Source organism: Sphaerisporangium sp. B11E5 (genome assembly GCF_039871875.1).
Classification (GTDB): domain Bacteria; phylum Actinomycetota; class Actinomycetes; order Streptosporangiales; family Streptosporangiaceae; genus Sphaerisporangium.
Genome location: NZ_JBDPMD010000014.1, coordinates 99,638 through 125,947, shown reverse-complemented (window position 1 = coordinate 125,947; position 26,310 = coordinate 99,638). Strand labels below are relative to the sequence as shown.

Annotated in this window: 16 protein-coding genes; 8 read left to right on the top strand and 8 right to left on the bottom strand. The window is 69.7% G+C overall.

Annotated elements, in window-relative coordinates:
- Positions 1–48: 48 nt before the first annotated feature.
- Genes ABGB17_RS16265 through ABGB17_RS16255 form a run of 3 tightly spaced genes read right to left on the bottom strand, consistent with a single transcriptional unit; the run spans position 49 to position 13,225 of the window.
- Complete coding sequence (locus ABGB17_RS16265; RefSeq protein WP_347630177.1) at positions 49–1,245, bottom strand: FAD-dependent monooxygenase; 1,197 nt, start codon at positions 1,243–1,245, stop codon at positions 49–51.
- A complete protein-coding gene (locus ABGB17_RS16260; protein WP_347630175.1) occupies positions 1,242–11,381 on the bottom strand; it encodes an amino acid adenylation domain-containing protein in 10,140 nt (3,379 codons plus the stop codon). The genes ABGB17_RS16265 and ABGB17_RS16260 overlap by 4 nt, the downstream gene beginning before the upstream one ends.
- On the bottom strand, positions 11,378–13,225 hold the full coding sequence (locus ABGB17_RS16255; protein ID WP_347630173.1) for a non-ribosomal peptide synthetase: 1,848 nt from the start codon (positions 13,223–13,225) through the stop codon (positions 11,378–11,380). Before ABGB17_RS16255 ends, ABGB17_RS16260 begins: the two co-directional genes overlap by 4 nt.
- Before the next feature lie 433 nt (positions 13,226–13,658).
- Between ABGB17_RS16255 and ddaH the strand changes: the two genes are divergently transcribed.
- Positions 13,659–14,459: a dimethylargininase gene (ddaH, locus tag ABGB17_RS16250; protein WP_347630171.1), complete on the top strand. Its 801-nt coding sequence runs from the start codon at positions 13,659–13,661 to the stop codon at positions 14,457–14,459.
- Positions 14,456–15,685, top strand: a complete 1,230-nt coding sequence (gene rocD, locus ABGB17_RS16245; RefSeq protein ID WP_347630169.1) for an ornithine--oxo-acid transaminase — start codon at positions 14,456–14,458, stop codon at positions 15,683–15,685. The genes ddaH and rocD overlap by 4 nt, the downstream gene beginning before the upstream one ends.
- A gap of 131 nt (positions 15,686–15,816) precedes the next feature.
- Here the strand turns inward: rocD and ABGB17_RS16240 are convergent, their stop codons facing one another.
- Positions 15,817–17,412, bottom strand: a complete 1,596-nt coding sequence (locus ABGB17_RS16240) for an alkaline phosphatase D family protein (RefSeq protein ID WP_347630167.1) — start codon at positions 17,410–17,412, stop codon at positions 15,817–15,819.
- A 66-nt stretch (positions 17,413–17,478) separates the two neighbouring features.
- On the bottom strand, positions 17,479–17,907 hold the full coding sequence (locus ABGB17_RS16235) for a MarR family transcriptional regulator (protein ID WP_347630165.1): 429 nt from the start codon (positions 17,905–17,907) through the stop codon (positions 17,479–17,481).
- A 41-nt stretch (positions 17,908–17,948) separates the two neighbouring features.
- Here ABGB17_RS16235 and ABGB17_RS16230 point away from each other — a divergent pair, with 41 nt between their 5' ends.
- The 3 genes from ABGB17_RS16230 (at position 17,949) to ABGB17_RS16220 (ending at position 21,584) form a co-directional block, all read left to right on the top strand.
- Positions 17,949–19,049 carry a substrate-binding domain-containing protein gene (locus tag ABGB17_RS16230; protein WP_347630163.1) on the top strand — a complete coding sequence of 367 codons (1,101 nt, stop codon included), beginning with the start codon at positions 17,949–17,951 and terminating at the stop codon, positions 19,047–19,049.
- 109 nt (positions 19,050–19,158) lie between these two features.
- Positions 19,159–20,571, top strand: a complete 1,413-nt coding sequence (locus ABGB17_RS16225; RefSeq protein WP_347630162.1) for an APC family permease — start codon at positions 19,159–19,161, stop codon at positions 20,569–20,571.
- On the top strand, positions 20,568–21,584 hold the full coding sequence (locus ABGB17_RS16220; RefSeq protein ID WP_347630160.1) for an acetamidase/formamidase family protein: 1,017 nt from the start codon (positions 20,568–20,570) through the stop codon (positions 21,582–21,584). Before ABGB17_RS16225 ends, ABGB17_RS16220 begins: the two co-directional genes overlap by 4 nt.
- An 80-nt stretch (positions 21,585–21,664) precedes the next feature.
- On the opposite strand, the gene ABGB17_RS16215 is transcribed toward ABGB17_RS16220, so the two are convergent.
- Positions 21,665–22,192 (bottom strand): GNAT family N-acetyltransferase, encoded by a 528-nt coding sequence (locus tag ABGB17_RS16215; RefSeq protein ID WP_347630158.1) that lies wholly within the window; start codon positions 22,190–22,192, stop codon positions 21,665–21,667.
- A 150-nt stretch (positions 22,193–22,342) separates the two neighbouring features.
- Between ABGB17_RS16215 and ABGB17_RS16210 the strand changes: the two genes are divergently transcribed.
- The 3 genes from ABGB17_RS16210 to ABGB17_RS16200 all read left to right on the top strand — a co-directional run bounded on the left by ABGB17_RS16210 (position 22,343) and on the right by ABGB17_RS16200 (position 24,958).
- Positions 22,343–23,230, top strand: coding sequence for a sulfotransferase (locus ABGB17_RS16210; RefSeq protein WP_347630156.1), 888 nt, complete (start codon positions 22,343–22,345; stop codon positions 23,228–23,230).
- Positions 23,227–24,378, top strand: a complete 1,152-nt coding sequence (locus ABGB17_RS16205) for a glycosyltransferase family 4 protein (protein ID WP_347630154.1) — start codon at positions 23,227–23,229, stop codon at positions 24,376–24,378. The genes ABGB17_RS16210 and ABGB17_RS16205 overlap by 4 nt, the downstream gene beginning before the upstream one ends.
- Positions 24,379–24,616: 238 nt before the next feature.
- On the top strand, positions 24,617–24,958 hold the full coding sequence (locus tag ABGB17_RS16200; RefSeq protein ID WP_347630152.1) for a hypothetical protein: 342 nt from the start codon (positions 24,617–24,619) through the stop codon (positions 24,956–24,958).
- Here the strand turns inward: ABGB17_RS16200 and ABGB17_RS16195 are convergent.
- Together ABGB17_RS16195 and ABGB17_RS16190 are read right to left on the bottom strand one after the other, a co-directional pair.
- On the bottom strand, positions 24,955–25,896 hold the full coding sequence (locus ABGB17_RS16195; protein WP_347630150.1) for an NAD-dependent epimerase/dehydratase family protein: 942 nt from the start codon (positions 25,894–25,896) through the stop codon (positions 24,955–24,957). The genes ABGB17_RS16200 and ABGB17_RS16195 overlap by 4 nt on opposite strands.
- A gap of 23 nt (positions 25,897–25,919) precedes the next feature.
- Entirely contained in the window at positions 25,920–26,261 is a 342-nt protein-coding gene (locus ABGB17_RS16190) for a YrdB family protein (RefSeq protein WP_347630148.1), read from the bottom strand.
- Between the last annotated feature and the right edge of the window lie 49 nt (positions 26,262–26,310).

The following is a 26,310-nucleotide window of genomic DNA, read 5'->3' as shown; positions in this document are numbered from 1 at the left end:
ACGCCGGCCCATCACCGCACTGCCCGCCACAGAAGCGTGAGTCTGACCTCAGACGCCTGACGAGGCCCGCCGCACCAGCTCCAGGAGTTCATCCCGCGCGACGATGTCCTCGATATCGTCGAAGCCGTCCGGCGCTCGCCCTTCGATCTCATCGATCACACTGTCCAGGCCACCTCTGCGGCTCCTGTGCACGAACTGCGCGGTCACGCTCAGCCGGTCGTCCTGGTAGCCGGCCAGAGCCGTCGCTGGATCGCCCGCCTTACCCAGGTGCTCGGCGAGCGACTTGGCGTCCAAGATCGCCTGGCCGACCCCGTTGGAGCCCATCGGGTACATGGGGTGCGCGGCGTCGCCGAGAAGGGTGACGCGGCCCGAGGACCACCAAGGCAGCGGGTCACGATCGCACAGGGGGAATTCGTAGAACTCATCGGTGGCGTGGACGAGCCCTGCGACGTCGATGTAGGGAAGGGAGAAGCGGGTGAGATATCTGTCCACGTCCGTGCGCTGTCCCTGTCGCAGCCAGTCCTGCCGGCGAGGCGGCGGGCCGGAGCCTTGGGACGTCTTGACGCAGACCACCCAGTTGGTCAGCCGGGTCCCCACGCGGGCACCCTCGCCCATGGGGTAGATCACGACCTTGCCGGATTCGCCGCCCGCGACGAGAACCGAGTTCCCGTCGAAGAACGCGGGCCATTCGGTGGCTCCGCGCCACAGGGTGACACCATTCCATTTCGGCGGCCCTTCCCCCGGGAAGAGCTGCGAACGGACGGTGGAGTGGATGCCGTCGGCACCGATGAGAAGGTCGCCTCTGACGGGCGCCTGGTCGGTGAAGTGCGCGGTGACGCCCGTCTCATCCTGCTGGAACCCGACGAGGTGATGGCCTGTCCGCACGACCGACTCGCCGAGCCGCTCGAGCACCGCGCGGTACAGGAGTCCCTGGAGCCGGCCGCGGGAGATGGCGAGTTGTGGAGCCGGATGCCCCGCCTCCGTGCCGCACGGTTCCTTCCAGATCAGCTGTCCCAGGCGGTTGGCGTAGATCTCCTCGACGGTCGGGATAGCGCTGCGGTGCAGCTCCCCCAGGAGTCCCAGCTCGGCCAGCTCCTGGACGGCGTAGGGCAGGATGTTCAGCCCCAGCCCGACTTGGCGGACGTCACCGCTCTTCTCGAGCACCTGGACGTCGACTCCGGCGCGTTCCAGGTAAAGGGCGGCGCTGAGGCCGGCGATCCCGCTTCCGATGACCAGAGCTCTCACTGCTGTTTCCCATCGACGTTTGCCTGCAGCCGTTCGGCCACCTCCGGGCCGATGACGGCCATGGCTGCGGGGGCGGCGAAATCGGCATGACGGATCGGCACCGGACGCACCTCCACTGAACCGGTGACGTAGCGGCGCCAATGACGGTCGTCATCTCGGGGGTGCCGGCTTTCCGCCGCTGTGAACAGCAGCACATCGGCGGCTATCCGCGTCGGCCGATGAGCTCCGAGAAGCGCGTCATTGTTCAGCATGACCGAGATCAGGCCCTCGAGGATGGCGTCCTCCAGCCCCTGAAGCTCGGGTTGCACGTCCTGCAGCCGGTGCTTGAAGTCCTGACGGGTCGTCGGCGCCTCAGGCGCGTGTCCCATCGCGCGCCAGAGCGCGGCATACGTGCCTGACGCGTCGGGGGCCTGGTGGTGGAGCTGCCGGCCGATGCGCTGAGGGTCGGGCAGCTGGGCGTCGAGCGCCACCAGTGTCCGTACCGTGTCCCCCTCGGCTTCCAGGCGCGCCGTCACCGCGTGCGCGATCACGCCTCCGAGTGACCAGCCGAGGAGATGGTAGGGGCCCGCGGGCTGGACGGAGCGAATCTGCTCCACGTAGTCGGCCGCCATCTCCTCGATGCTTCCGGGGGGCGCCGTACCGTCATGGATCCCTCGCGCCTGCAGGCCGTACACCGGATGGCCCGGCGGGACATACGGCAAGATGCTGGCGTAGCTCCAGCTCAGCCCGCTGATCGGGTGGAAGCAGAAGAGCGCCGGGCGATCACCCTGTGCGCGCAGCGGCAGCAGGACGCCGAGGCCCGCGGCTCTGTCCCGGCCCGGCACGCGGCCTTCGATGTGGGCGGCGAGTCCTGCGACGGTGGGGTTCTCGAACAAGGTCCGGACCTCGATCCCGGCCTCGAACTCCGTCCGGATCCGGCTCATCAACCGCACCGCGAGCAGCGAATGACCACCGAGGTCGAAGAAGCTGTCGTCGATCCCGACGCGTTCCACCCCGAGCACCTCGGCGAACAGCTCGCACAACCGTTCTTCGGCCGCGGTGCGCGGCGGCGCGTAACCGTGCGAGACCTCGGCAATGTCCGGTTCCGGTAACGCCCGCCGGTCCACCTTGCCGTTGACGGTCAGCGGCAGCGTCTCCACCCGCATGAACACCGACGGCACCATGTACTCCGGCAACACCCCGCGTGCCCACGCCCGCACCGTCTCGATCTCGGCCTGACCGACCAGATACGCCACCAGCCTGTCCCGGGCGACCACCACAGCCGCCTCCACCCCCGGACACCGAGCGAGCGCGTGCTCGACCTCACCCAGCTCCACCCGGAAGCCCCGGATCTTCACCTGGTCATCGACCCGGCCAAGGAACTCCAGCGCCCCGTCCGCGCCCCAGCGCACCAGATCACCGGTGCGATACATGCGCTCGCCCAGCCCGAACGGGCACGCCACGAACCGCTCCGACGTCAGCCCCGGCCGGCCCACGTACCCGCGCGCCACACCCGCCCCCGCCACATACAGCTCCCCCACCACACCGGGCAGCACCGGCCGCAGGAACTCATCCAGCACGAACACCCGCATCCCATCCATCGGCCGGCCGATCGGCACCGAATCCGGCACCAGGTCGGCTGCCGTCATGGGAAAACAGGTCGCGAACGTCGTGGTCTCGGTCGGCCCGTACCCGTCCACCACGGTCAGCCCCGGGCAATGCCGCAGCACCTCACGCGCCGCCGCGGCCTGAACCACATCCCCGCCGGTCCACACCTGCCGGACTGTCGCCAGGGATCCCGGGGTCGCGCGAGCGATCTCCGCGAACAGCCCGGCGGTCAGCCACACCGCGTCCGCCCGGCTCCACTTCACCACCTCGGCGAACCCGTGCGCGCTCCACTGCCCCGGGGGAGCCACCACCACCGTTCCACCGTTCAGCAACGGAGCGAACAGCTCGTAGGTCGAGGCGTCGAAGGAGTACGGCGAATGCATCAGCACCCGCCTGTGCGCCTCCCACCGCCGGTCCGAGGCCAGGGCCACCACCTCGGCGTGCCCCACCACCACGCCCTTCGGCACACCCGCCGAGCCCGAGGTGTACATCACGTAGGCCGCCTGACGCGAATCCACGGTGATCCCGAGATCCGTGCCGTCACCCTTCGTCGCCGCCTCGTCGGCCCGGATCACCGGCAGTCCCAGCTCCGCCGCCCGTCCGGCGCTCGCCTCGTCGGCCAGCAGCACCACCGCACCCGCATCCGCCAGCATCAGCTTCATCCGCGACACCGGGAACCGCTCGTTGAGCGGCACGTACGCGCCCCCCGCCTTCAACACCGCAAGGGTGGACACCACCACGTCGGCCGAACGCTCCAGCAGCACCCCCACGCTCGACTCCGCTGCGACGCCGGCCGCCACCAGGACTCGCGCCAGCCGGTTCGCCCGCGCGTCCACCTCCGCATACGTCAGCTCCGCGCCCTCGGACACCACCGCCACCGCCTGCGGGTTCCACCGGACCTGCTCCTGGAACACCTCGTGGACGCACCGGTCGATCTCCGGCGTCGTCCCGTTGTCGTTCCACTCCTCCAGCACGAGCCGGCGCATGTCCTGCGTCCACAGATCCACCGCGCTCAGCCGGAGATCCGGGTCTTCGGCAACTGCCGTCAGCAACCGGGCCAGCGACGTGACCATCCGCTCGGCGGTGCTCGGCTCGAACAGGTCGCAGGCGTACTGCAGAGCCCCGCTCAGCCCTTCCTGGTATTCCGTGAAGCCGAACTGCAGGTCGAACTTCGCCTGCGGAACCCCTGGATCCAGCGGTTCCATCTCCACGCCCGGGAGGGACAACAGCCCCTGGCCGGCTTGCTGGGCGGTCACGATCACCTGGAAGAGCGGGTGGCGGGAGGCCGACCGAGCCGGGTTGAGCTTCTCCACCAGGAACTCGAACGGCAGATCCTGATGCGCGAACGCGGCTAGATCCGCCTGCCGTACCCGCTCCAGCAACTCCCGGAACGTCGGATCCCCCGACACATCAGTACGCAACACCAACGTATTCACGAAAAACCCCACCAGGTCTTCCAACGCCTCATCCGAACGCCCCGCCACCGGCGCCCCGATCGGCACGTCACCACCGGCCCCCAGCCGCGACAACAACGCCGCCACCGCCGCCTGCACCACCATGAACACCGTGCACCGGCACTCCCGCGCCAACCCCACCAACCGCCCATGCACCCCCGCATCCACCGAGAACTCCACCACCCCACCCCGATACGACGCCACCACCGGCCGCGGCCGATCAAACGGCAAACTCAACTCCTCCGGCAACCCCGCCAGCGCCTCCGTCCAATACGCCAACTGCTCCGACAACAGGCTTTCCGGGTCGCCCTCCTCCCCAAGCAGCTCCTGCTGCCACACCGCGTAATCCGCGTACTGCACCGGCAACGGCTCCCACCCAGGAACCCGCCCCGCACACCGCGCCGCATACGCCACCGACAGGTCCCGCAACAACGGCCCCACCGATAAGCCGTCGTCAGCGATGTGGTGCAGCACCAGCGCCAGCACGTGCTCCCCGGCACCCAGCCGAAGCAGCGTCGCGCGCACCGGGATCTCGGCCGACAGGTCGAATCCACGCTCGGTCACCTCAGCCACGACCCCGGGCAGCTCGCTCGCGCTCACCTCCACGAGCGGGATCTCAAGGCCCGGCGTCTCCAGCACCTTCTGGTACGGCAGGCCGTCGACCTGCTCGATCACCGTGCGCAGGCTCTCGTGCCGCCCCACCACATCGGCCAGGGCCAGCCGCAGGGCCACCACGTCAAGGTCGCCCCGCAGCCGGAACACCGAGGGCACGTTGTAGGTCGCGCTCCGCTCCTCCAGCAGGTTCAGGAACCACATCCGCCGCTGCGCGAACGACAGCGGCACCCGCTCCGGCCGGACCACCCGCCGCAACTCGGGCCGCCGTTGCGCACCGGCCGCCACCTGCACCGCGACTCCCGCGACCGTGGCGTCCTCGAACAACGCCCGAAGCTCGATCTCGACCCCGAACTCCGACCGGATCCGGCTCATCAACCGCACCGCCAGCAGCGAATGACCACCGAGGTCGAAGAAGCTGTCCTCGATCCCGACGCGCTCCACCCCGAGCACCTCGGCGAACAGCTCGCACAACCGTTCCTCGACCGCGGTACGCGGCGCCACGTATTCTCCCGCCATCCCGGCAAGATCCGGCTCTGGGAGAGCGCGCCGGTCCACCTTGCCGTTGACGGTCAACGGCAGCGTCTCCACCCGCATGAACACCGACGGCACCATGTACTCCGGCAACACCCCGCGTGCCCACGCCCGCACCGTCTCGATCTCGACCTGACCGACCAGATACGCCACCAGCCTGTCCCGGGCGACCACCACAGCCGCCTCCACCCCCGGACACCGCACCAAAGCATGCTCGACCTCACCCAGCTCCACCCGGAAACCCCGCACCTTCACCTGGTCGTCGACCCGGCCCACGAACTCCAGCAGCCCGTCCGCACGCCACCGCACCACATCGCCGGTGCGGTACATCCGCTCCCCCACCTCGAACGGGCACGCCACGAACCGCTCCGCCGTCAATCCCGGCCGGTCGCGATACCCCCGCGCCACCTGTGCCCCGGAGACGTACAGCTCCCCCGCCACGCCCGGCAACACCGGCCGCAGAAGCCCGTCCAACACATAAGCCCGCACGCCGGCGAACGGACGGCCGATCGGTACCGGACCCGGCGGCACCTCAGCCCGTGGCGCGATGCGGAACTCCGTGCAGTTGACCGTCAACTCCGTCGGCCCGTAGGCGTTGACCACGGTCACCTCCGGATGGGCCTGCCGCCAGCGCGACACCACCTCACCGGTCAAGGCCTCCCCACCGAGGATCAACATCTCGCTGGGTGACCATGTCGCCGCCATGCCCTCCAGCAGCGGAAGATGCGACGGAGTCGCCTTGGCGAACGTCACCGGCTCACCCGGGTCACCGCCGAGATCCTCCAATCGCGTCAGATGGACCCGGCCGCCCGACATCAGGGTGGTGAACAACCCCGTCACCGTCAGGTCGAAGGCGATCGAGGAATGCACCAGAGTCGTTCCCCGGGCCGCCGGATACCGATGTGTCGCCCCCTGCAGATAGCTCACCACCGAGCGATGCTCCAGCACGACGCCCTTGGGCTTGCCGGTCGAGCCAGAGGTGTAGATGACATACGCCGGATGTGCCGGCTCCACTCGCACCGCCGGGTCGGCCATCGGATATCCGGCCAGGTCGGGCAGTTTCTCCAACACCAGCACCGGCGTCGCATCCCGCAAGGTGGAATCGATCCGCTCCGGCGGGTAGTCGACGTCCAGCGGCACGTACGCCGCACCCGCTTTCCACACTCCCAGCAACGCCACCAGCAACTCCACCGACCGCGGCATGACCACCCCGACCAGCGCCTCCGGGCCGGCCCCCCGCTCCATCAGCCAGTGGGCCAGCTGGTTGGCCCGGTCGTTCAGCTCCGCATACGTCGCCTCGACCGCATCGCACACCACCGCCACCGCATGCGGGCTCCGCCGCACCTGCTCCTGGAACAGCTCGTGCAGGCACCGATCCGCCTGTGGGGGTGTCCCGGTGTCGTTCCAGTCCTCCAGCACCTGCCGCCGCTCGGCCGCGGACAGCAGCTCCACCGCGCTCAGCCGTACGTCCGGGTCGCCGGCCACCGCTGTCAGCAATCGCGCCAGCCACGTGACCATCCGCTCGGCGGTGCTCGGGTCGAGCAGGTCGCCGGCGTATTGCAGAGCTCCGCCGAGGCCTGCCGGATCACCATCCGCGCCTTGCCGCTCCGCGAACCCGAACGACAGGTCGAACTTCACCGTGTCGAGGGAAGCCGGCTCGTCGATGACGTCCAGCTCGTGCAGGCCGAACTCGCCGTCGGCGTTGTTCTGCAGGGTCACCATCACCTGGAAGAGCGGGTGGCGGGAGGCCGACCGGACCGGGTTCAGCTTCTCCACCAGGAACTCGAACGGCAGATCCTGATGCGCGAACGCCGCCAGATCCGCCTGCCGCACCCGCTCCAGCAACTCCCGGAACGTCGGATCCCCCGACACATCAGTACGCAACACCAACGTATTCACAAAAAACCCCACCAGATCCTCCAACGCCTCATCCGAACGCCCCGCCACCGGCGCCCCGATCGGCACATCACCACCAGCCCCCAACCGCGACAACAACGCCGCCACCGCCGCCTGCACCACCATGAACACCGTGCACCGACACTCCCGCGCCAACCCCACCAACCGCCCATGCACCCCCGCATCCACAGAAAACTCCACCACCCCACCCCGATACGACGCCACCACAGGCCGCGGCCGATCAAACGGGAGATTCAACTCCTCCGGCAACCCCGCCAACGCCTCCGTCCAATACGCCAACTGCTCCGACAAGAGGCTTTCCGGGTCGCCCTCCTCCCCCAACAGCTCCTGCTGCCACACCGCGTAATCCGCGTACTGCACCGGCAACGGCTCCCACTCAGGAACCCGTCCCGCGCACCGCGCCGCATAGGCCATCGACAGATCCCGCAACAACGGCCCCACCGACCAGCCGTCACCGGCGATGTGGTGCAGCACCAGCGCCAGCACGTGCTCCCCGGCATCCAGCCGAAGCAGCGTCGCGCGCACCGGGATCTCGGCCGACAGGTCGAATCCACGCCCCGTCGCCGCGCTCACCGCAGCTGCCAAGCCCTGCTCGTCACAGGCGATCACATCACCCAGGACCGCCCCGGCTTCGAGCACTTTCTGGTACGGCCGGCCGTCGACGTGCTCGATCACCGTGCGCAGGCTCTCGTGCCGCCCCACCACATCGGCCAGGGCCAGCCGCAACGCCGCAACGTCAAGATCACCCCGGATGCGGAGCACCGAGGGCATGTTGTAGGTCGCGCCGCGATCCTCCAGCAGGTTCAGGAACCACATCCGCCGCTGCGCGAACGACAGCGGCACCCGCTCCGGCCGGACCACCCGCCGCAGCTCAGGCCGCCGTCGCGTACCGCCCGCCACCTGCACCGCGACTCCCGCGACCGTGGCGTCCTCGAACAACGCCCGGACCTCGATCTCGACCCCGAACTCCGACCGGATCCGGCTCATCAACCGCACCGCCAGCAGCGAATGACCACCGAGGTCGAAGAAGCTGTCCTCGATCCCGACGCGCTCCACCCCGAGCACCTCGGCGAACAGCCCGCACAACCGCTCCTCCACCGCGGTACGCGGCGCCACGTAATCCCCGCCCACACCCGTGAGATCCGGTTCCGGTAACGCGCGCCGGTCCACCTTGCCGTTGACGGTCAGCGGCAGCGTCTCCACCCGCATGAACACCGACGGCACCATGTACTCCGGCAACACCCCGCGTGCCCACGCCCGCACCGTCTCGACCTCGACCCGGCCCACCACATACGCCACCAGCCTGTCCCGGGCGACCACCACAGCCGCCTCCACCCCCGGACACCGCACCAAAGCATGCTCGACCTCACCCAACTCCACCCGGAAACCCCGCACCTTCACCTGATCATCGACCCGGCCCACGAACTCCAGCACCCCATCAGCACGCCACCGCACCAGATCCCCAGAGCGATACATCCGCTCCCCCACCCCGAACGGACACGCCACAAACCGCTCCGCCGTCAACCCCGGACGATCCCGATACCCCCGCGCCACCTGCGGCCCAGACAAATACAACTCCCCCACCACACCCGGCACCACCGGCCGCAACCGCCCATCCAACACAAACACCCGCGTATTACCCATCGGCCTCCCCAACACCGGCCGCTCGAACTCCCCCAAACACGCCGACACCGCCTCAGCCGTACACTCCGTCGGCGCATAAAAATTGAAACACACCGTCGAAACCAACGGATGCAACCGCCGCCACAACCCCTCACCGATCGCCTCACCCGCCAACACCAAAACCCCCGGAAAATACCCACCCCCCAACTCATCAGCAACCGCCACCAACTCCCGCACAAAACTCGGCGTACTATCCAGCACATCAATACCCCGCTCCGCCGCATACCCCACCAACGCATGCGCATCAAACCGCACCTCATCACCAATCAAATGCAACTCATGACCCGCCACCATCCACAACACACCCATCCAGAACCCATCAAACCCAAACCCATTCGTCAACGCCACCCGCAACCGCCGCCCACCCGACGCCGGACCAAACAACCCCACCACATGCGCAAAAAACAAATTCACCAAACTCCGATGCTCAACCGCCACCGCCTTCGGCTCACCCGTCGAACCCGACGTATAAATCACATACGCCAACGACCCCGCCAACGGACCCACCACCCGCCTATCCACCACCGCCCCATCCACCACCGACCCGTCCACCACCGACCCGTCCACCACCGGCCCGACCTCCCCATCAAGCCCGACCCGCACCTCCCTGGCCACATCCCACGGCACCCCACCCCACGACGCCGGCACCCCCTCACCCGACACCAAAACCACCTTCGGATCAGCATCCGCCACCACCCGCGCCACCCGACCCACCGGCAACCCCAAATCCAACGCCACAAACACCCCACCCACCCGCAACACCGCCAGCACCGCCACCACCGACCCCACCGAACGCGGCAACGCCACCCCCACCACATCCTCCAACCCCACCCCACACCCCACCAACACCCCAGCCAACCCCTCCACCAACCCCTCAAGCTCAGCAAAACTCACCACCCGCCCCCCACACACCAACGCCGTCGCCCCCGGCGACCGCGCCACCTGCACCCCGAACAACTCCGGCAACAACCCCTCCCCCACCACCAAACCCGACCCACTCCACTCCTCCACCACCAACCGCAACTCACCCTCCGACAACAACCCCACCTCCCCCACCCGCACATCAGGATCAGCCACCAACGCCCCCAACCACCCCACCAACCGACCCGCCAACCCCTCCACCGACACCCGATCAAACAAATCCGCGGCGTATTCGATACTCGCGTCGAAGCCCGCCGACGCACCCCGTTCCCGCATCGTGATCGTCAGGTCGAACTCCGAGAACCCGTTGCTGATCTCCCGGCAGCTCAGCACGCTCAGCCCGACGAGGTCCAGCTCAAAAGGCGCCTCGTCCTGGAACGCGAGCACCACCTGGAAAAGTGGGTGGCGGGAGGCCGACCGGACCGGGTTCAGCTTCTCCACCAGGAACTCGAACGGCAGATCCTGATGCGCGAACGCCGCCAGATCCGCCTGCCGCACCCGCTCCAGCAACTCCCGGAACGTCGGATCCCCCGACACATCAGTACGCAACACCAACGTATTCACAAAGAAGCCCACCAGATCTTCCAACGCCTCATCAGAACGCCCCGCCACCGGCGCCCCGATCGGCACGTCACCACCGGCCCCCAACCGCGACAACAACGCCGCCACCGCCGCCTGCACCACCATGAACACCGTGCACCGGCACTCCCGCGCCAACCCCACCAACCGCGCATGCACCGCCGCATCCACGGAGAACTCCACCACCCCACCCCGATACGACGCCACCACAGGCCGCGGCCGATCAAACGGGAGATTCAACTCCTCCGGCAACCCCGCCAAAGCCCCCGTCCAATACGCCAACTGACCGGAGACGACACTGCCCGGATCGTTCTCCTCCCCCAGGACCTCCCGCTGCCACACCGCGTAATCCGCGTACCGCACCGGCAACGGCTCCCACCCAGGAACCCGCCCCGCACACCGCGCCGCGTACGCCACCGACAGATCCCGGAAGAAGGGGCGCATCGAGACGTCGTCGACCGCGAGGTGATGGAACACGATGAGCAGCGTGTGCTCCTGCTCCGAGACGCTGAACAGCCGGGCGCGCACGGGCAGCTCGCTACTCAGCTCGAAGGGCGTCCTGGCTTCGGCGGCGACGGCGGCCTCGAGTTCCTCGGCCTCGATTCTCACCCGGGTCAGCACCGGCTGGGGTGCCAGCACTTCCGGCCGCAGCTGGTCGTCGACGAAGGGAAAGACGGTCCGCAGTGGCTCGTGACGAGCCACCACGTCCTCAAGAGCCCGGTCGAGTGCCGCGCAGTCCACGACTCCGGACAGCTCCACGAGCCACGGCACGTTGTACAGCGCGCCATGGTCATCCATCTGCTGGTGCAGCCACAGGCGCTTCTGCGCGTGGGAGAGCGGTCCGCTCACAGGTCGTCTCCGCTCTGAGGGGGCCGGGAGGCCCGGATCAACGACGGCCGGGCAGCCGGCAGGGTATGCAGGTTCGCCGCCAGGGCTTCGATGGTTCCCATGGCGAACAGCTCCGTGAGTGGCATCTCGACCCCCGCCGCACGCCGCATCCGCTCGATCAGCCGCTGCGCGACGATCGAGGTGCCGCCCAGATCGACGAAGTTGTCGTCGATGCTCACATGGTCGATGCCGAGGACCTGGCCGAACAGGTCGCACAGCAGCCGCTCCGGGTCCGTGCCCGGCTCGCGGCCCGCGCCGCGCCTCGCTTCCGGGCCGGGTGGGGGCAATGCGGCACGATCGACCTTGCCGTTGGACGTCGTCGGCAGCTCCGCCAAGACCACGTAGAAGCTCGGGACCATGGCGGAGGGCAGGTGCCGTGCGGCAAGGCCCCGCAGCTCCCGTACCAGGTCCTGGTCGTCCGGCGCCTTCCTCCGCGTGAGATAGGCGACGAGGACGGGCTCCCCGTTGTACGGCGCGGCGGTCACGACCGCCCTCGCCACGGCGGGGTGCGTGCCCAGAACGGCCTCTATCTCGCCGAGTTCGATCCGGTGGCCCCGCAGCTTCACCTGATGATCCACGCGACCGGCGAACTCCAGGTCGCCCGACTCGTTTCGCCGGCCCAGGTCACCCGTGCGATACATGCGCGTGCCAGGCGGGCCGTACGGGTCGGCCACGAATCGGGTGGCCGTCAGGCTCGAACGGTTCAGGTAGCCCCGGGCCAGCCCTTCGCCGGCGATGTAGAGCTCGCCGATCTCGCCCGGCGTGACCGCCGTCAGCTGATCGTCGAGGACGTACACAGCGGTGTTCCGCACCGGCTGACCGATCGGCGGCGGCTTCGTGTGGCTCCCCGACAGCCGCGCGAACGTGGACCAGACCGTGGTCTCCGTCGGCCCGTAGAGGTTGGTCACCCCCTGCGCGAACCGGCACAGACGGGTCGCCAGATCCGGTGGCAGGGCTTCACCGCCGACCATGGCATGCACCCCTGACAGTGCTTCGGGATGCCGCTCCACCAAGCCCTGCCACAGGGTCGGCGTGGCCTGCATGACGTCGGCGCCGGAGCGTACGAGGAGCTCGGCGAGGGCAGCCGGGTCGTCCACCGTCTCCTTGTCCGCGAGAACGACCGTCATCCCGCACAGCAACGGAAGGACCAGTTCGAGCACGGCGATGTCGAAGGCGGGCGTGGTCACGGCGAGGAGCGTCGTCCCCTGCCTCAGGCCGATGAGGTCGGCCACGGAGACGCAGATGTTCGCGAGCGCGCGGTGAGTGACCACTACCCCTTTGGGCTTGCCCGTGGAGCCGGAGGTGTAGATCGCGTACGCCGCGTCGTCCGGGTGGACCATGACGAACCCGGCAGCGGGGCTGCCGGGTGAGGGCCGATCCATCAGGATCTTGGGGATCGCCGCCTCGACGTCGCCGACCGCCGAGTGCGTGAGGACCAAGGCGGGCCTGGCGTCGTGGAGGACGTCGCCGATCCGCTCGGGGGGGTGAGCCGGGTCGAGGGGGATGTAGGCTGCCCCGGCGCTCAGCACGCCGAGGATCGCCACCACCATGTCGACGGAACGAGGCAGCAGGAGCGCGACATAGCTGCCTCGCCCGACACCGCCGGCGATGAGCCGATCCGCGAGCCGGCTGACTCTTTGCGCCAATTCGCCATAGGTGACATGCCGGTCTTTCAGCCTGACGGCGATTTCCTCAGGGATTCGTGCCGCGGTCGCTTGAAAAGGCGTCAGAACCGATTCTGATTCCGTCATGCCCGGCCAGGGCTGGGTGTGTGGGGTTGTTGCCAGGTTCAGCCACTGCCCCATAACCACTAGCTCTCCTTGGCCACAGCTTTCTCCGCGTTCTATGCGGAAGAACATAACCAGGTGAAAATGCCGCAATGGGCAGGTTGACCGGCAGGGCTGCGGCACCTTACCGGGAGCGGGCCGGCGTGCGAGCGTGGGCCCGCACCCGCCGCCAGGCAGCATGAGCCCGCCACAACGCGATCACTCCTGCGGGCGGATGCCGCTCGATCGCTGCCGTGGTGGTGAGTGGGCTCGGGTGGTGGGGTGGTGTGACGGGGGTGTAACGGCTGCGTGGCGGTGGGGTCACTGTGCAACGGATCGATGGTTCTGGCTTTCGGGACGCAATCGATCCTCGGGGAGGCGCAAGGTCTGTGGCTGGTTGGGGCGTATCGCGGTTTTTAGGCTGTAGCCATCTCTGACCAGCAGGTTTCGATGGTTCTCGACGGAGTGATACATGGCGCCCAGCCGGCATTTCCTTATGTGCCGACCCGAGTACTTCGCGGTTGAGTACGCGATCAATCCCTGGATGGATCCTCAGGCGGGGGCCGACGCGGCCACGGCCGTGCGGCAGTGGGAGGGGCTCAAGGCCGCGTATGAGGAGCTGGGGCATCGGGTCAGTCTCATCGAGCCGGTCGAAGGGCTGCCGGACATGGTGTTCGCGGCCAACGGGGCGCTCGTGGTGGGGGGGCGGGTCTACGGGGCGCGGTTCGCTACGGCGGAACGGGCGGCGGAGGGGCCGGCGTACCTGGAGTGGTTCACCTCGAACGGGTTCGGCGACACGATGGCGGCGACGCAGATCAATGAGGGGGAAGGGGACTTTCTCACCCTCGATGATGTGATTCTCGCGGGGACGGGGTTCCGGACGGCGGTGGCGGCGCATCAGGAGGCGCAGGAGTTCCTCGGGCGGGCGGTGGTGACGCTCCGGCTGGTGGATCCGCGGTACTACCACCTGGACACGGCGCTCTTCCCGATCGACGGGCGGAACGTCGCGTACTATCCGGGGGCGTTCTCGCCGGGGAGCCAGGAGGTGCTGCGGCGCATGTTCCCGGACGCGGTGATCGCGTCGGCGGAGGACGCGGCGGTGCTGGGGCTGAACGCGGTGAGCGACGGTGAGAACGTCGTGGTCAACGTGGAGGCGGCGGAGTTGTCGCTGGAGTTGAAGCGGCGCGGGCTGAACGTCATCCCGGTCGACCTGAGCGAGTTGCGCAAGGCCGGCGGCGGGCCGAAGTGCTGCACATTGGAGATCCGCCCATGAGCGTGACGCACGACCTGATCGAGCGCGCGGAACGGCACAGCGCGCACAACTACCACCCGCTGCCTGTCGTCGTCCGCGAGGCCCGGGGCGCCTGGGTGACGGACGTGGAGGGCCGGCGGTACCTGGACTGCCTGGCGGGGTACTCGTCGCTGAACTTCGGGCACGGCAACGAGGAGATCCTCAAGGCCGCCGAGGACCAGCTCAGGAGGCTGACCCTCACCAGCAGGGCGTTCTTCCACGACCGGTTCGGGGAGTTCTGCGAGGGTCTCGCCGCGTTGTGCGGCAAGGACATGGTGCTGCCGATGAACACCGGCGCCGAGGCGGTGGAGACCGCGATCAAGGTGGCCCGCAAGTGGGGGTACGAGGTCAAGGGCGTGCGCCCGGACCAGGCCAACATCGTGGTCATGGAGGACAACTTCCACGGCCGCACCACCACGATCGTGAGCTTCTCCACCGATCCCGACGCCCGTGACGGCTTCGGCCCCGCCACCCCAGGGTTCAAGATCGTCAAGTACGGCTCGGCCGAGGCGGTCCGTGACGCCATCGACGCCGACACGGTGGCGGTGCTGCTTGAGCCGATCCAGGGCGAGGCGGGCGTGCTGGTGCCGCCGCCGGGCTACCTGCGGCAGGTGCGGGACATCTGCACCGAGAACGACGTGCTGTTCATCGCGGACGAGATCCAGTCCGGCCTCGGCCGCACCGGCGACACCTTCGCCTGCGACCACGAGGACGTCGTGCCCGACATGTACGTGCTCGGCAAGGCCCTCGGCGGCGGCGTCGTGCCCGTGTCGGCGGTCGTGGCGGACGCGGACGTGCTCGGCGTGATCAAGCCGGGCCAGCACGGTTCGACGTTCGGCGGCAACCCGCTGGCCTGCGCCGTCGGGCACAGCGTCGTGGAGTTGCTGCGTTCCGGCGAGTACCAGGCCAGGGCGCGGGAGCTCGGCGAGATCCTGCACGAGCGGCTGCGTGCCCTGATCGGCCCGGTGGAGCGCGGCGGCCGCGGCGTCGTCGCGGTCCGCGGGCGCGGCCTGTGGGCCGGCGTGGACATCGACCCCACGCTCGGCACCGGCCGCCAGGTCTGCGAGGCCCTGCTGCGCCACGGCGTGCTCGCCAAGGACACCCACGGCTCCACCATCCGCCTGGCCCCGCCGCTGGTCGTCACCGCCGAGGACGTGCACTGGGCGGTGGACCGGCTCGCCGAGGCCCTCGCCGAACTGGCCGCCTGACCGGGGCGGGAGATCGCGCACGGCCCGGACCCGCGGGCCGTGCGGCGAATCAGGAGGCTGTGCGACCGGTCAGAGAGCCGGCGCGGCGAGGCAGAGGGCGGCGCGGTGGTCGCGGAGCCGGCGCCGCGGCGTCAGAGCCGCGGCGGTGTGGTGGTGAGCACGACCTCGGCCAGCTTCTCGTACTCGGGGCGGGCCGTGTGCCAGCGCACCGCCGCCTTGCGTCCGTCCAGCACCAGGGTCGCGAGCACGTTGGGGAACCACGGCCCGTCGGTGATCTTCCATCGGAAGGCCCGCCGGGGCAGCCGCGCCGCGCGGGCCAGCACGGCCCCCACCAGGGTCGCGACGCCGAACTGCCCGACCACGTTGGCGAACCGCACGACGCGGCTCAGCGGGTTCCGGATCGGCGAGCACACCGCCTGGTAGATGCGGGCGTGGTCCAGGTCCCCCCCGGCGGAGGTGGCCGCCGCCAGGTAGGAGTAGTGCACGTCCCCGGACAGCAGCACGACGGTGGCCGGCGCCCGCCCCCGCCGCCCGGCGGAGATGTCCACCAGCAGCGACCCCAGCCGGTCGAACGACCGCCGGAACGCCCCCCAGTGCTCCAGGTCGATGGCCTGGCGCATCGTCTCGGCCACCTTGGCGGCCCCGCGCCCCCAGGCCCCGCCCGCGACGGCCTCGTTCCAGCTCTCCACGTCGAAGATGCCGCTCGGCAGGAACACCGGCACCGAGGAGCCGATGAGCAGGTGGTCGACGTCCCCGGTGGCCCGCTCGGCGAACCACTCCCATTCCCCTTCGTCCACCATGCTCCGCTTGTCGGGGTCGAGCTCGCGGGCGCAGCGGGTGTCCAGCATGATCAGCCGGTTGTGGCCGACGTCGCGGCTGTAGCTCCACCGGTTGGAGGAGGGGTCGGCGTCGGCGAGCGCGGCGAACGCGTCCAGCGCCGCGCCGCCGTCGGCGTCGCCGGAGGTGATCTCCGCGTACGTCGGGTCGGCCTTGCGCTCGGACGGCGAGAGATTGCCGAGGTGCTGGTAGATCCAGTACGCGCCGAGCGCGGCCACCACCCGGCTGCTCCACCAGGGCACCTTGGAGATCTCGCGGCGCCAGGCGTCGGAGGTGTTCCAGTCGTCGCGCACGTCGTGGTCGTCGAAGATCATCGCTGTGGGCACCACGGACAGCACCCAGCGCACCAGCGGCTCGGTCCACGCCTGCCGGTACAGCTCGGCGTACTCGTCGAAGTTGACGATCTCGTTCGGCCCGTCGTCGCGCCGGGCGCGGATGAACGCGAGCATCTCCTGTGACAGCTCGTCGGCGTACACCTGGTCGCCGAGGAACAGCAGCAGGTCCGGCGGCTCCTCCCCCGCCATCAGCCGTTTGCCGTACTCACGCAGCACGTCCACGCCGTGGGTGGCCTCGTGCGCGGGGTCGTGCGGCACGGTGGTGCGGCAGGAGCCGAACGCGACGCGGCGCAGCTCGGTGACGTGGCGGATGCGGCTCGGCGGGAAGTCCTCCACGGGCCAGACCCGGGTGCCGTCCAGCTCGACGGCGTACTCGCCGCTCTCCTGGACCTCGACGATGGCGTAGTGGTGCCCGTGCACGGTGAAGGTGCGGACGGCGGAGCGGGTGCCCTCCACCTCGACGGCCACCTCGCAGGGGTCGCTTGTCTCCACCCAGATGGACGCGCCGTCCTCGTCGGAGTAACGCAGCATCGGGCCCACCAGCAAGCCGGCCACGGGACCTCCTTCGTTGAGCACTGTCGAGCAGCGTTATGAACCTTATGCGCAAACCTGGCGGCGGGCTCATCCCTCCAGGGACCGGACCAACTCTTCCAGGTCGCGCATCAGCCGCTCGGTGCGGGCCGTCCCGTAACCGGCGAGGATCACCCGGTGGTGCTCGGCGATCCCCGCCTCCAGGCGGCCGAGAAGGTCACTGCCCCGTGAGGCGAGGAACACCGCGACCTTCCGGCGGTCGGCCGGATCGTGGCCGCGGTAGACCAGCGCGCGGTCCACCAGACGGTCCACGGCCTTGGTCAGCGTGGGGTGCGGCATCAGGGCCGCCTCGGCGAGGTCGCCCATGGAGTGGCCGCGGCCGTCGGCGAGGGCCTGCAGGATGCGCCACTGGTCCACGGTGACGTCCTCGGCGGCGAGCGCCGCCGCGAGGGCCCGGTTGACGGCTCGCTCGGCGCGGCTCAGAAGGTACGCCAGCGAAGACCCGAGTCCCGTCACCATCGCAGGCTCCCTTCGTCCGGGCGTGCGCAAGGAGGATACTCGTGCGCGTGGCCGAGCACGTCCCGATGGTCATCGACCCCCTGGAGGCGCACCTGCTCCAGGCTTGCACGCTGCGCGTGGGCCTGGTGGTGCCGGTGTCGGGGGTGCTCGGCATGCTCGGGCCCTGCGCCATCAACTGCGCGACGCTGGCCGCCACCGAGGTCAACGCGGCCGGCGGCGCGCTCGGCAGGCCGCTGGAGCTGGTGCTGGTGGACGGCGGCCGGGACCCGGCGCGGGTGGCCCGCGAGGTCGCCGGGCTGGTGCGGGCGGGTGCGGTGCACGCGCTGGTCGGCACGCACGCCAGCGACGTCCGCGTCATGATCGAGCGCGCGGTGCGCGGCGCCGCGCCGTTCGTCTACACCCCGCCGTACGAGGGCGGCGCGCGTCCCCCGGGGGTGTACTTCCTCGGCGAGCCCGCGTCGCGGCAGGTGGGGCCGGGGCTGGACTGGCTAGTGACGCACCGCCGGGCGCGGCGGTGGTTCCTGATCGGCAACGACTACGTGTGGCCGCGCCTGGTGCACGCCTCGGCGCGGGCCCACCTGCGGGAGCGGGGGGCGACGGTGGCCGGCGAGCGGCTCGTGCCGTCCGGCACGGCCGACATGGCGCCGCTGGTGCGCGAGGTGGCCGCGCTGCGTCCGGACGCGGTGCTGCTCAACCTCATCGGCAGCGACCTGATCGCCTTCAACCGGGCGTTCACCGCGCACGGGCTGACCCTGCCGCGCCTGTGCGGGGCGCTGGAGGAGCACGGGCTGCTCGCCATCGGCGGCGACACCACGGGCGAGCTGTACGCGGCGATGGGGTACTTCGGCAGCGTCGCCACCGACGCCGGGCTCGGCCTGGTCGAGCGGTACACCCGGATGTTCGGGGCGGACGCGCCGCTGCTCAACGCGCACGGGCACGGCTGCTACGAGGGCGTGTTGCTGGTCGCGGCGCTGGCCCGGCGGGCCGGGTCGCTCGCCGTGCCCGCGGTCGAGGCGGTCGCCGACGGCACCACCATCGTCACCGGGCGCGGGCCGCTCACGCTGACCGGCCGCCAGGTGCGGCAACGGGTGTACGTCGGGCGGGCCGACGGGCTGGACTTCGACGTCGTCACCTCGGCCTGACCCCGGGGGCTTTGTCACTCGCGTGTAAATCTTTCGATAGAAACCTTTTCCGTTTCAAGGATAGGTCCTAATGTACGGCTCTGCCCAGTTTTGTCAGAAGGAGCCGTCCATGACCTCCACCCCCGGGACCTCGTCCCCCTCCGCGTCCGGCGTGGAGCGTTTCGGCTACAAACAGGAACTCCAGCGATCCCTCGGGTTCGGCGACCTGCTGATCTACGGCCTCATCTTCATGGTGCCGATCGCGCCGTTCGGCATCTTCGGCGGCGTCTTCCAGGCCTCCGGCGGCATGGTGGCGCTGGCGTACGTCATCGGCATGGTCGCCATGGCGTTCACCGCGCTGTCCTACGCCCAGATGGCACAGGCGTTCCCGATGGCCGGCTCGGTCTACACCTACGCCGGGCGCGGCATTGCCCCGTCCGTCGGGTTTCTCGCCGGGTGGGTGATCCTGCTCGACTACGTGCTGGTGCCCGCCCTGCTGTACCTGGTGGCGAGCGCGGCCATGGCGTCGTTCGTGCCCGCCGTGCCGATCTGGGCGTGGCTGATCGGGTTCATCGTGCTGAACACCGGGGTCAACTACTTCGGCATCAAGATGACCGCGCGCACCAACAAGATCATGCTGGTCGGCGAGCTGATCGTGCTCGCGATCTTCCTGGTCGTCGGCGTGGTCGCGCTCGCGCAGGGCAAGGGCCACGGGAGCTTCTTCAGCCCGCTGTTCGACTCCTCCACCTTCTCCTGGTCGCTGGTGTTCGGCGCGGTGTCGGTGGCGGTGTTGTCGTTCCTCGGCTTCGACGGCATCTCGATGCTCGCCGAGGAGAGCCGCGAGGACAGCAGGCGCCTCGGCCGCTCCATGGTGATGGCGCTCGCGCTGGCCGGCGTGCTGTTCATCGTGCAGACCTGGGTGGCGGCGCTGCTGGTGCCGGACCGGGCGGGGCTGCTCGCCGGCGGCGACCCGGCGGGCACCGCGTTCTACGACACCGCGGAGTACGCCGGCGGGCACTGGCTGAGCGTGCTCACCGCGGTGACCACCGCCGTGGCGTGGGGCTTCGCCAACTCGCTGGTCGCCCAGGCCGCCACCTCGCGCCTGCTGTTCGCCATGGCCCGCGACCGGCAGCTCCCCGCCTTCCTCGGCAAGGTGCATCCCACGCACAGGGTGCCGGTCAACGCCACCCTGCTGGTCGCCCTGGTGTCCCTCGGCCTCGGGCTGTACATGAGCACCCGCGACGACGGCATCACGCTGCTCAGCAGCCTGGTGAACTTCGGCGCGATGACCGCGTTCCTCGCGCTGCACGTCTCGGTGGTCTGGCACTACGTCATCCGGCGCGGCAGCCGCGACTGGTGGAAGCACCTGATCGCCCCCGCCGCCGGGTTCCTCATCCTGCTGTACGTCGTGATCAACGCCAGCATCGCCGCCCAGGTGCTCGGCTTCGTCTGGCTGGCCGTCGGCGTCGTCGTGCTCGTCGGGTCGTACCTGCTCGGCCGCCGCCCCACCCTGTCCGGCATCAACACGGAGGTCTCGGAGTGAACGTCGTCTCCTACCGCCCCTCCCCCGGGGAGCTGTCCTACACCTTCGGCGGACGGCCCGCCGTCGGCCGGGTGACCCCCGGCACGGTGCTGGAGATCTACACCGAGGACTGCTTCGGCGGGCGGGTGACGGGGGTGGACGACCTGCCGTCCCAGGTGTGCGAGTTCCCCTACCTCAACCCCGTCACCGGCCCGTTCCACGTGGAGGGCGCCGAGCCGGGCGACACCCTCGCGCTGCACTTCGTGAGCATCACGCCGGCGCGCGACTGGGCGGTGTCCACGACATTCCCGCACTTCGGCGCGCTGACCTCCACGCACACCACGGCCACGCTCCAGCCGCCGCTGGAGGAGGTCGTGTGGATGTACGAGGTGGACACCGAGCGGGGCGTGGTGCGCTACCGGGCCCGGCGCGGCGACTTCACCATGGAGATGCCGCTCGACCCGATGCACGGCACCGTCGGCGTGGCGCCCGGCGCGTCCGAGGCCCGCATGACGATCACCCCGGACGCGCACGGCGGCAACATGGACACCCCCGAGCTGCGCGCCGGCGTCACCGTGTACCTCGGGGTCAACGTCCCCGGCGGGCTCTTCGCCGTCGGCGACGGCCACTGCCGCCAGGGCCACGGCGAGGTCTGCGGCACCGCCGTGGAAGCCGCGATGAACACCGTGGTCGCCGTCGAGCTCGTCAAGGGCGCCGTCACCCCCTGGCCCCGCCTGGAGGACGACGGCCACCTGATGTCCACCGGCTCGGCCCGCCCCCTTGAGGACGCCTACCGCATCAGCCAGCACGACATGGTCACCTGGGCGTCGTCCCTGACCGGCCTGGACGAACTGGACGCCTACCAGCTCGTCAGCCAGGGCGGCGAGGCCCCGGTGGGCAACGTGTGCGACACCAACTACACGATGGTCGCCAAGATGCCGAAACGCTACCTCGGCGTGCCGGAGGTGTACGAGGGGGCACACGCCCGGCTCCGCGCCCTCGGCGCGGAGTATCTCGGCCGGCCTGGTGCTTAGTTGGACTTAGTAAGTGAACGGCCTGCCCGGCTCGTCGGCACGATTCCTGTTCGCATCGGCGGCGGCCGTGGCATGCGGCGTCATGATGGCCACGAGGACGGCCTCGGCCCTGAGAGGCCGTTCGGGGGCTCGGGCAGCCGAAACTGGAGTGCGGGGAAACGTGGCGCGGTGAAGCCGGCCGCGTGGTACAGGTCGATCGCGTCGGCGGTGGCGTTGAGGTCGATCACCTGGACGCCGGTCTCGTCGCGGAACCAGGTGAGCAGCGCTTCCAGGCAGGCCCGTGCGTGGCCGCGCCGCCGCCGGCGTGGGTCGGTGCTGATGTTGAAGACGTGGCCGTGCAGGCCGCCGGGGTTGGACGGGCCGGGGGCGCGGCGGTCGCAGATGCCCGCCGCGGCGCACACGACCCCGAGCTCGGGATCGTCCACCACGAAGGCGGCGAAACCCGTCCTGTCCGCCAGCCGTTCGGCGAACCATGCCTCGGCGGCCTTGCGCCACTGCGCGTCCTCGTCGCCGACCGGCACGCCCATCGCGTCCAGCATCAGGGCACGCAGGCGGGTCAGGGCCTCCGCGTCGGCCACCGCCGCCCTGCGGATCATCGAGTCGGGCATGTCAGGAATCAAAGCAGCGGGCGGCCGGCCACCGCGAACCCATTTCCGGACGGCGGACGCCGTGTGCCGCGTTCGCGGTCAATTCATCTGGTCGATGCTGGAAGGTAATACTCAGTCATTTCCCAGGTAAGCCGGGTATGTTGAACCAGCATGAACTGGAAGCGCAAGATCAACGATGCGCTGACCGGGGCGACCGGATTCCAGATCCAACGAGTAGGAAAAGTAGACTCCACCGCTCCTGGGCCGGTCCCGGCCCCTTCCGCCGATTCCCTGATCCGGCCGCCGGCCGATCCGAAGGCCGACCGGCTGCTGGTGAGTCCTATCTTCATCCTTTCTCCGGTGCGATCCGGATCGACCCTGCTCAGGGCCGTCCTCAACGCTCACCCGGCGCTGCACGCGCCGCATGAGCTGCACGTACGCCGGCTGACCGTCGGGTTCGGCACGTCCCTGGCGGAGAAGGCCATGGACGCGCTGGGGCACAACCAGGCCGACCTGGAACATCTGCTGTGGGACCGGGTGCTGCACCGCGAGCTCGTCAGGAGCGGCAAGCAGTACATCGTGGACAAGACGCCGGCGAACGCGTTCGCGTACCAGCGGATCAGCACGTGCTGGCCGGACGCGCGGTTCGTCTTCCTGCTGCGGCACCCGGCGTCCATCGCCAAGTCGTGGCACGAGGCGAGCCCCACCAAGCGGACGCCGGAGGAGGCCGCGCTGGACGCCCTGCGGTACATGAAGGCGGTCGAGCGGGCCCGCGCCGCGCTGCCGGGGCTCACCGTGCGGTACGAGGACCTGACGGCCGACCCGGAGACCGTGACCAGGAGCATCTGCGACTTCCTGTCGCTGCCGTGGGAGCCGGGCATGCTGACGTACGGGGAGCAGGCCGTGGTGGTCAAGGGGCTCGGGGACTGGAAGGACAAGATCCGCTCGGGCACCGTGCAGGCGGGGCGGGAGCTGCCGTCCGCGGACGAGATCCCCGAGTCGCTGGTCCCGATGGCGCGCACGTGGGGGTACCTGCCGGGGGTGACCGACCCGACGTGAAGATCCGTTACATGCTCCTGCACGCCTACGGCATGGGCGGCACCATCCGCACCGTGGTGAGCCAGGCCAACGCGATGGCCGCGCTCGGCCACGACGTCGAGATCGTCAGCGTGGTGCGGCGCCGCACCAAGCCCCAGTTCCAGATCGACCCCCGCGTCCAGGTATGGGCCCTGAACGACCAGCGGCAGGGGGTGCCGTCCGACTCGTTAGGACGCCGGGCCTGGCGCCGGGTGCGCGGCAAGCTCGTGCCGCCCCGCGAGTACGCCGCCCGGTACTTCACCGAGGGGGTCGAGGCCGCCGTCATCCGGTACGTGTCCTCGCTGGAGGACGGCATCCTCGTCACCACCCGTCCGGCGCTGAACCTGATCTCCGCCCGCCGCGCCACCGCAGGCGTCATCCGGGTGGGCCAGGAGCACATGAACCTCAAGACCTACCCCAAACGGGTGGGCTCGGCCATCGTCCGCCACTACGGCAAGCTCGACACGATCGTGACGCTGACCGCGAGCGACCAGGCCGAGTACGAGAAGGCCCTGCCCGGCGCCCGCATCGTGCACATCCCGAACGCCGTGTCCGCCGCCGGCCGCGAACCCACCCGCCAGGAGAACCCCGTGGTGATCGCCGCCGGCCGCCTGGTGGCGCAGAAGGGGTTCGACATGCTGATCCCCGCCTTCCGCCAGGTCGCCGACGCCAACCCCAACTGGGAGCTCCGCATCTTCGGCTCCGGCCCCAAGGAGGAACGCCTGACCACCCTCATCAAGGAACACGGCGTCGAGGACACCGTCCACCTGATGGGCCGCACCCAGAACCTCCCCGACGAACTCACCGCCGCCTCCATCTACGTCCTCAGCTCCCGGTTCGAAGGCCTCCCCATGGTCATGATCGAGGCCATGAACCACGCCCTCCCCGTGGCCGCCTTCGACTGCCCCACCGGCCCCGCCGACGTCCTCACCCACGAGAAGAACGGCCTCCTGGTCCCCCCCGACGACATCGACGCCCTGGCCGCGGCACTCAACCGCCTGATCGCCGACCGCGACCTCCGGGTCCGCCTCGGCACCGCCGCCAGGGAACGGGCCCGCGACTACACCCCCGAGGTCGTCATGCCGCAGTGGGAGTCGTTGTTCCGGGACCTGCTGGAGCATCGGGGCTGACACCCCGGACTGGAAGGTCGTCAGGCTCCACCGGGTGCCGTGAACGGTACGCCCCGGGCCCCGGCATGAGGAATGCGCGGGAAATATCCGGTGGAGCTTGAGGCCATATATGGCGTATCCGCTGTTTTATTGGCGTTGATCGTGCGCACGGCGGCGAATATCTTTGAGTTCCGCCGGGGAATTCATGGGTCCGGCGTGACGAATGTCGCCGACCCGGCGACGGCACGAAGGGGGCACCGTGCGCAAGATAATCCGTACCGGTTTCGTGGTGGTGACCGGCCTGGTGGCGGCGCTGGCGATCGCACCGGCCGGGAGCCAGGCCGCGGCGGCGCACGCGGGCGCCGAAACCGGCTCGCACGATCCGTGCATCAGGACAGTCCGGGTATATCAGGACGACGAGGGTTTTTGGCATGGGGTCGGATACAACTGCTCGCTGTACGGCGGCAATCGATCCCTGAGATACGCCGACGGACTGAATCACAGCCCTTGCGCTTTCGTGGAGGGAAAGGCGTTCCACGACTGGATCATTCCTCCGTGGGCGGCCCAGGGGCCGATCACCATGGTGGCCTACTGCGTCTAGGCCGGACGGCCGGCGTGCCACCAGGCGAGGGTCTCGCGGAGAGCGGTGTCCGTGGAGGTGGGGGCGACGCCGAAGGTGGTCTCGAAGGCGGTGGAGTCGAGGATGAAGGGACGGGTGCGCTGGTGCTGGGTCTCCATGAGTTCGCGGATCATGGGGGTGAACAGGCCTATGGCGCGCAGGGCGATGTCGGGGACGCGGGTGACCTTGGGTGTGGGGGCACCGGCGATCTGGGCGAAGCGGACGGCCATCTGTTCCATCGTGAGGGCGGGGGTCGCGGTGGGGATGTGCCAGGGGCGGCCCCAGGCGCGGGGGTCGGAGCCCGCCACGGCGAGGGCGCGGGCGACGTCGGGGAGGTAGGTGACGCTGTGGGGTGCGTCCACGGCGCCGATGTGCCGGACCGGCTTGCCGGCCAGGATGGGGGCGATGAAGCGGTCGGCGAAGAAGGTCTGGTCGCTCATGCCGGGGCCGTAGAAGTCGGAGCCGCGTAGTTCGGTGGCGCGGACGCGGCCCTCGCGGTGGGCGGCGAGCATGTCGTGCCACATCGTCGCGCGGACGCGGCCCTTGGTGCCGGTGGCGGCCAGCGGCAGGTCCTCGGTCATGGGGCGGTTCACCTCGCCGTACACGTAGAGGTTGCCCAGGGTGACGAGCACCGCGCCGGACGCCTCGGCGGCGCCGAGCAGGGCGGAGGCCATGGGGGGCCAGTCCTGCTGCCAGCGGTGGTACCGGGGGTTGACGCAGTTGTAGAGGACGTCGGCGCCCTTGGCGATGCCGGTCAGCGCCTCGCCGTCCGAGATGTCGGCCGGCGTCCGGGTGATGCCCGCCGCCACCGGGCCGGAGCCCGAGCGGGTGACGACCGTCACCTCGTGTCCCTGGCCCGCCAGCAGCCGGGCGAGCCGGCCGCCGACCTGTCCCGCTCCGACCACAACGTGCTTGCCCATGAGGGGCTCCTTTTCGAGAGATGTCAGACCTGGCGCCACACGACGCGCAGCACCGCGTTCAGGAGGAACAGCGCCGCGAAGACCGCCGCCGCGGCCGGCAGCCCGGCGGCGAAAGCCGCCGCCACTCCCCCGCCGAACCACACGATCTCCAGCGCGGCCCGCGCGACCCCGCGCAGGGGCACGCGCGCCTTGGGCGCCCCGAAGACCCCCCAGACCACCGCGAACAGCAGCGGTAGAGCGACGGCGGCGGGCAGCGCCCACCCGGAGGGCGCGGCGGTGAACGCCCAGTACCCGGCGGCCAGGTAGACGCCGAGCTCCAGGAAGAACATCAGAGCCATGTTGGCTCCCTTGGCCACGACCGTCATCGGAGGTTCCTCTGGTTTCGTCCAGTACTGCTCTGCAATGAGAGCAATG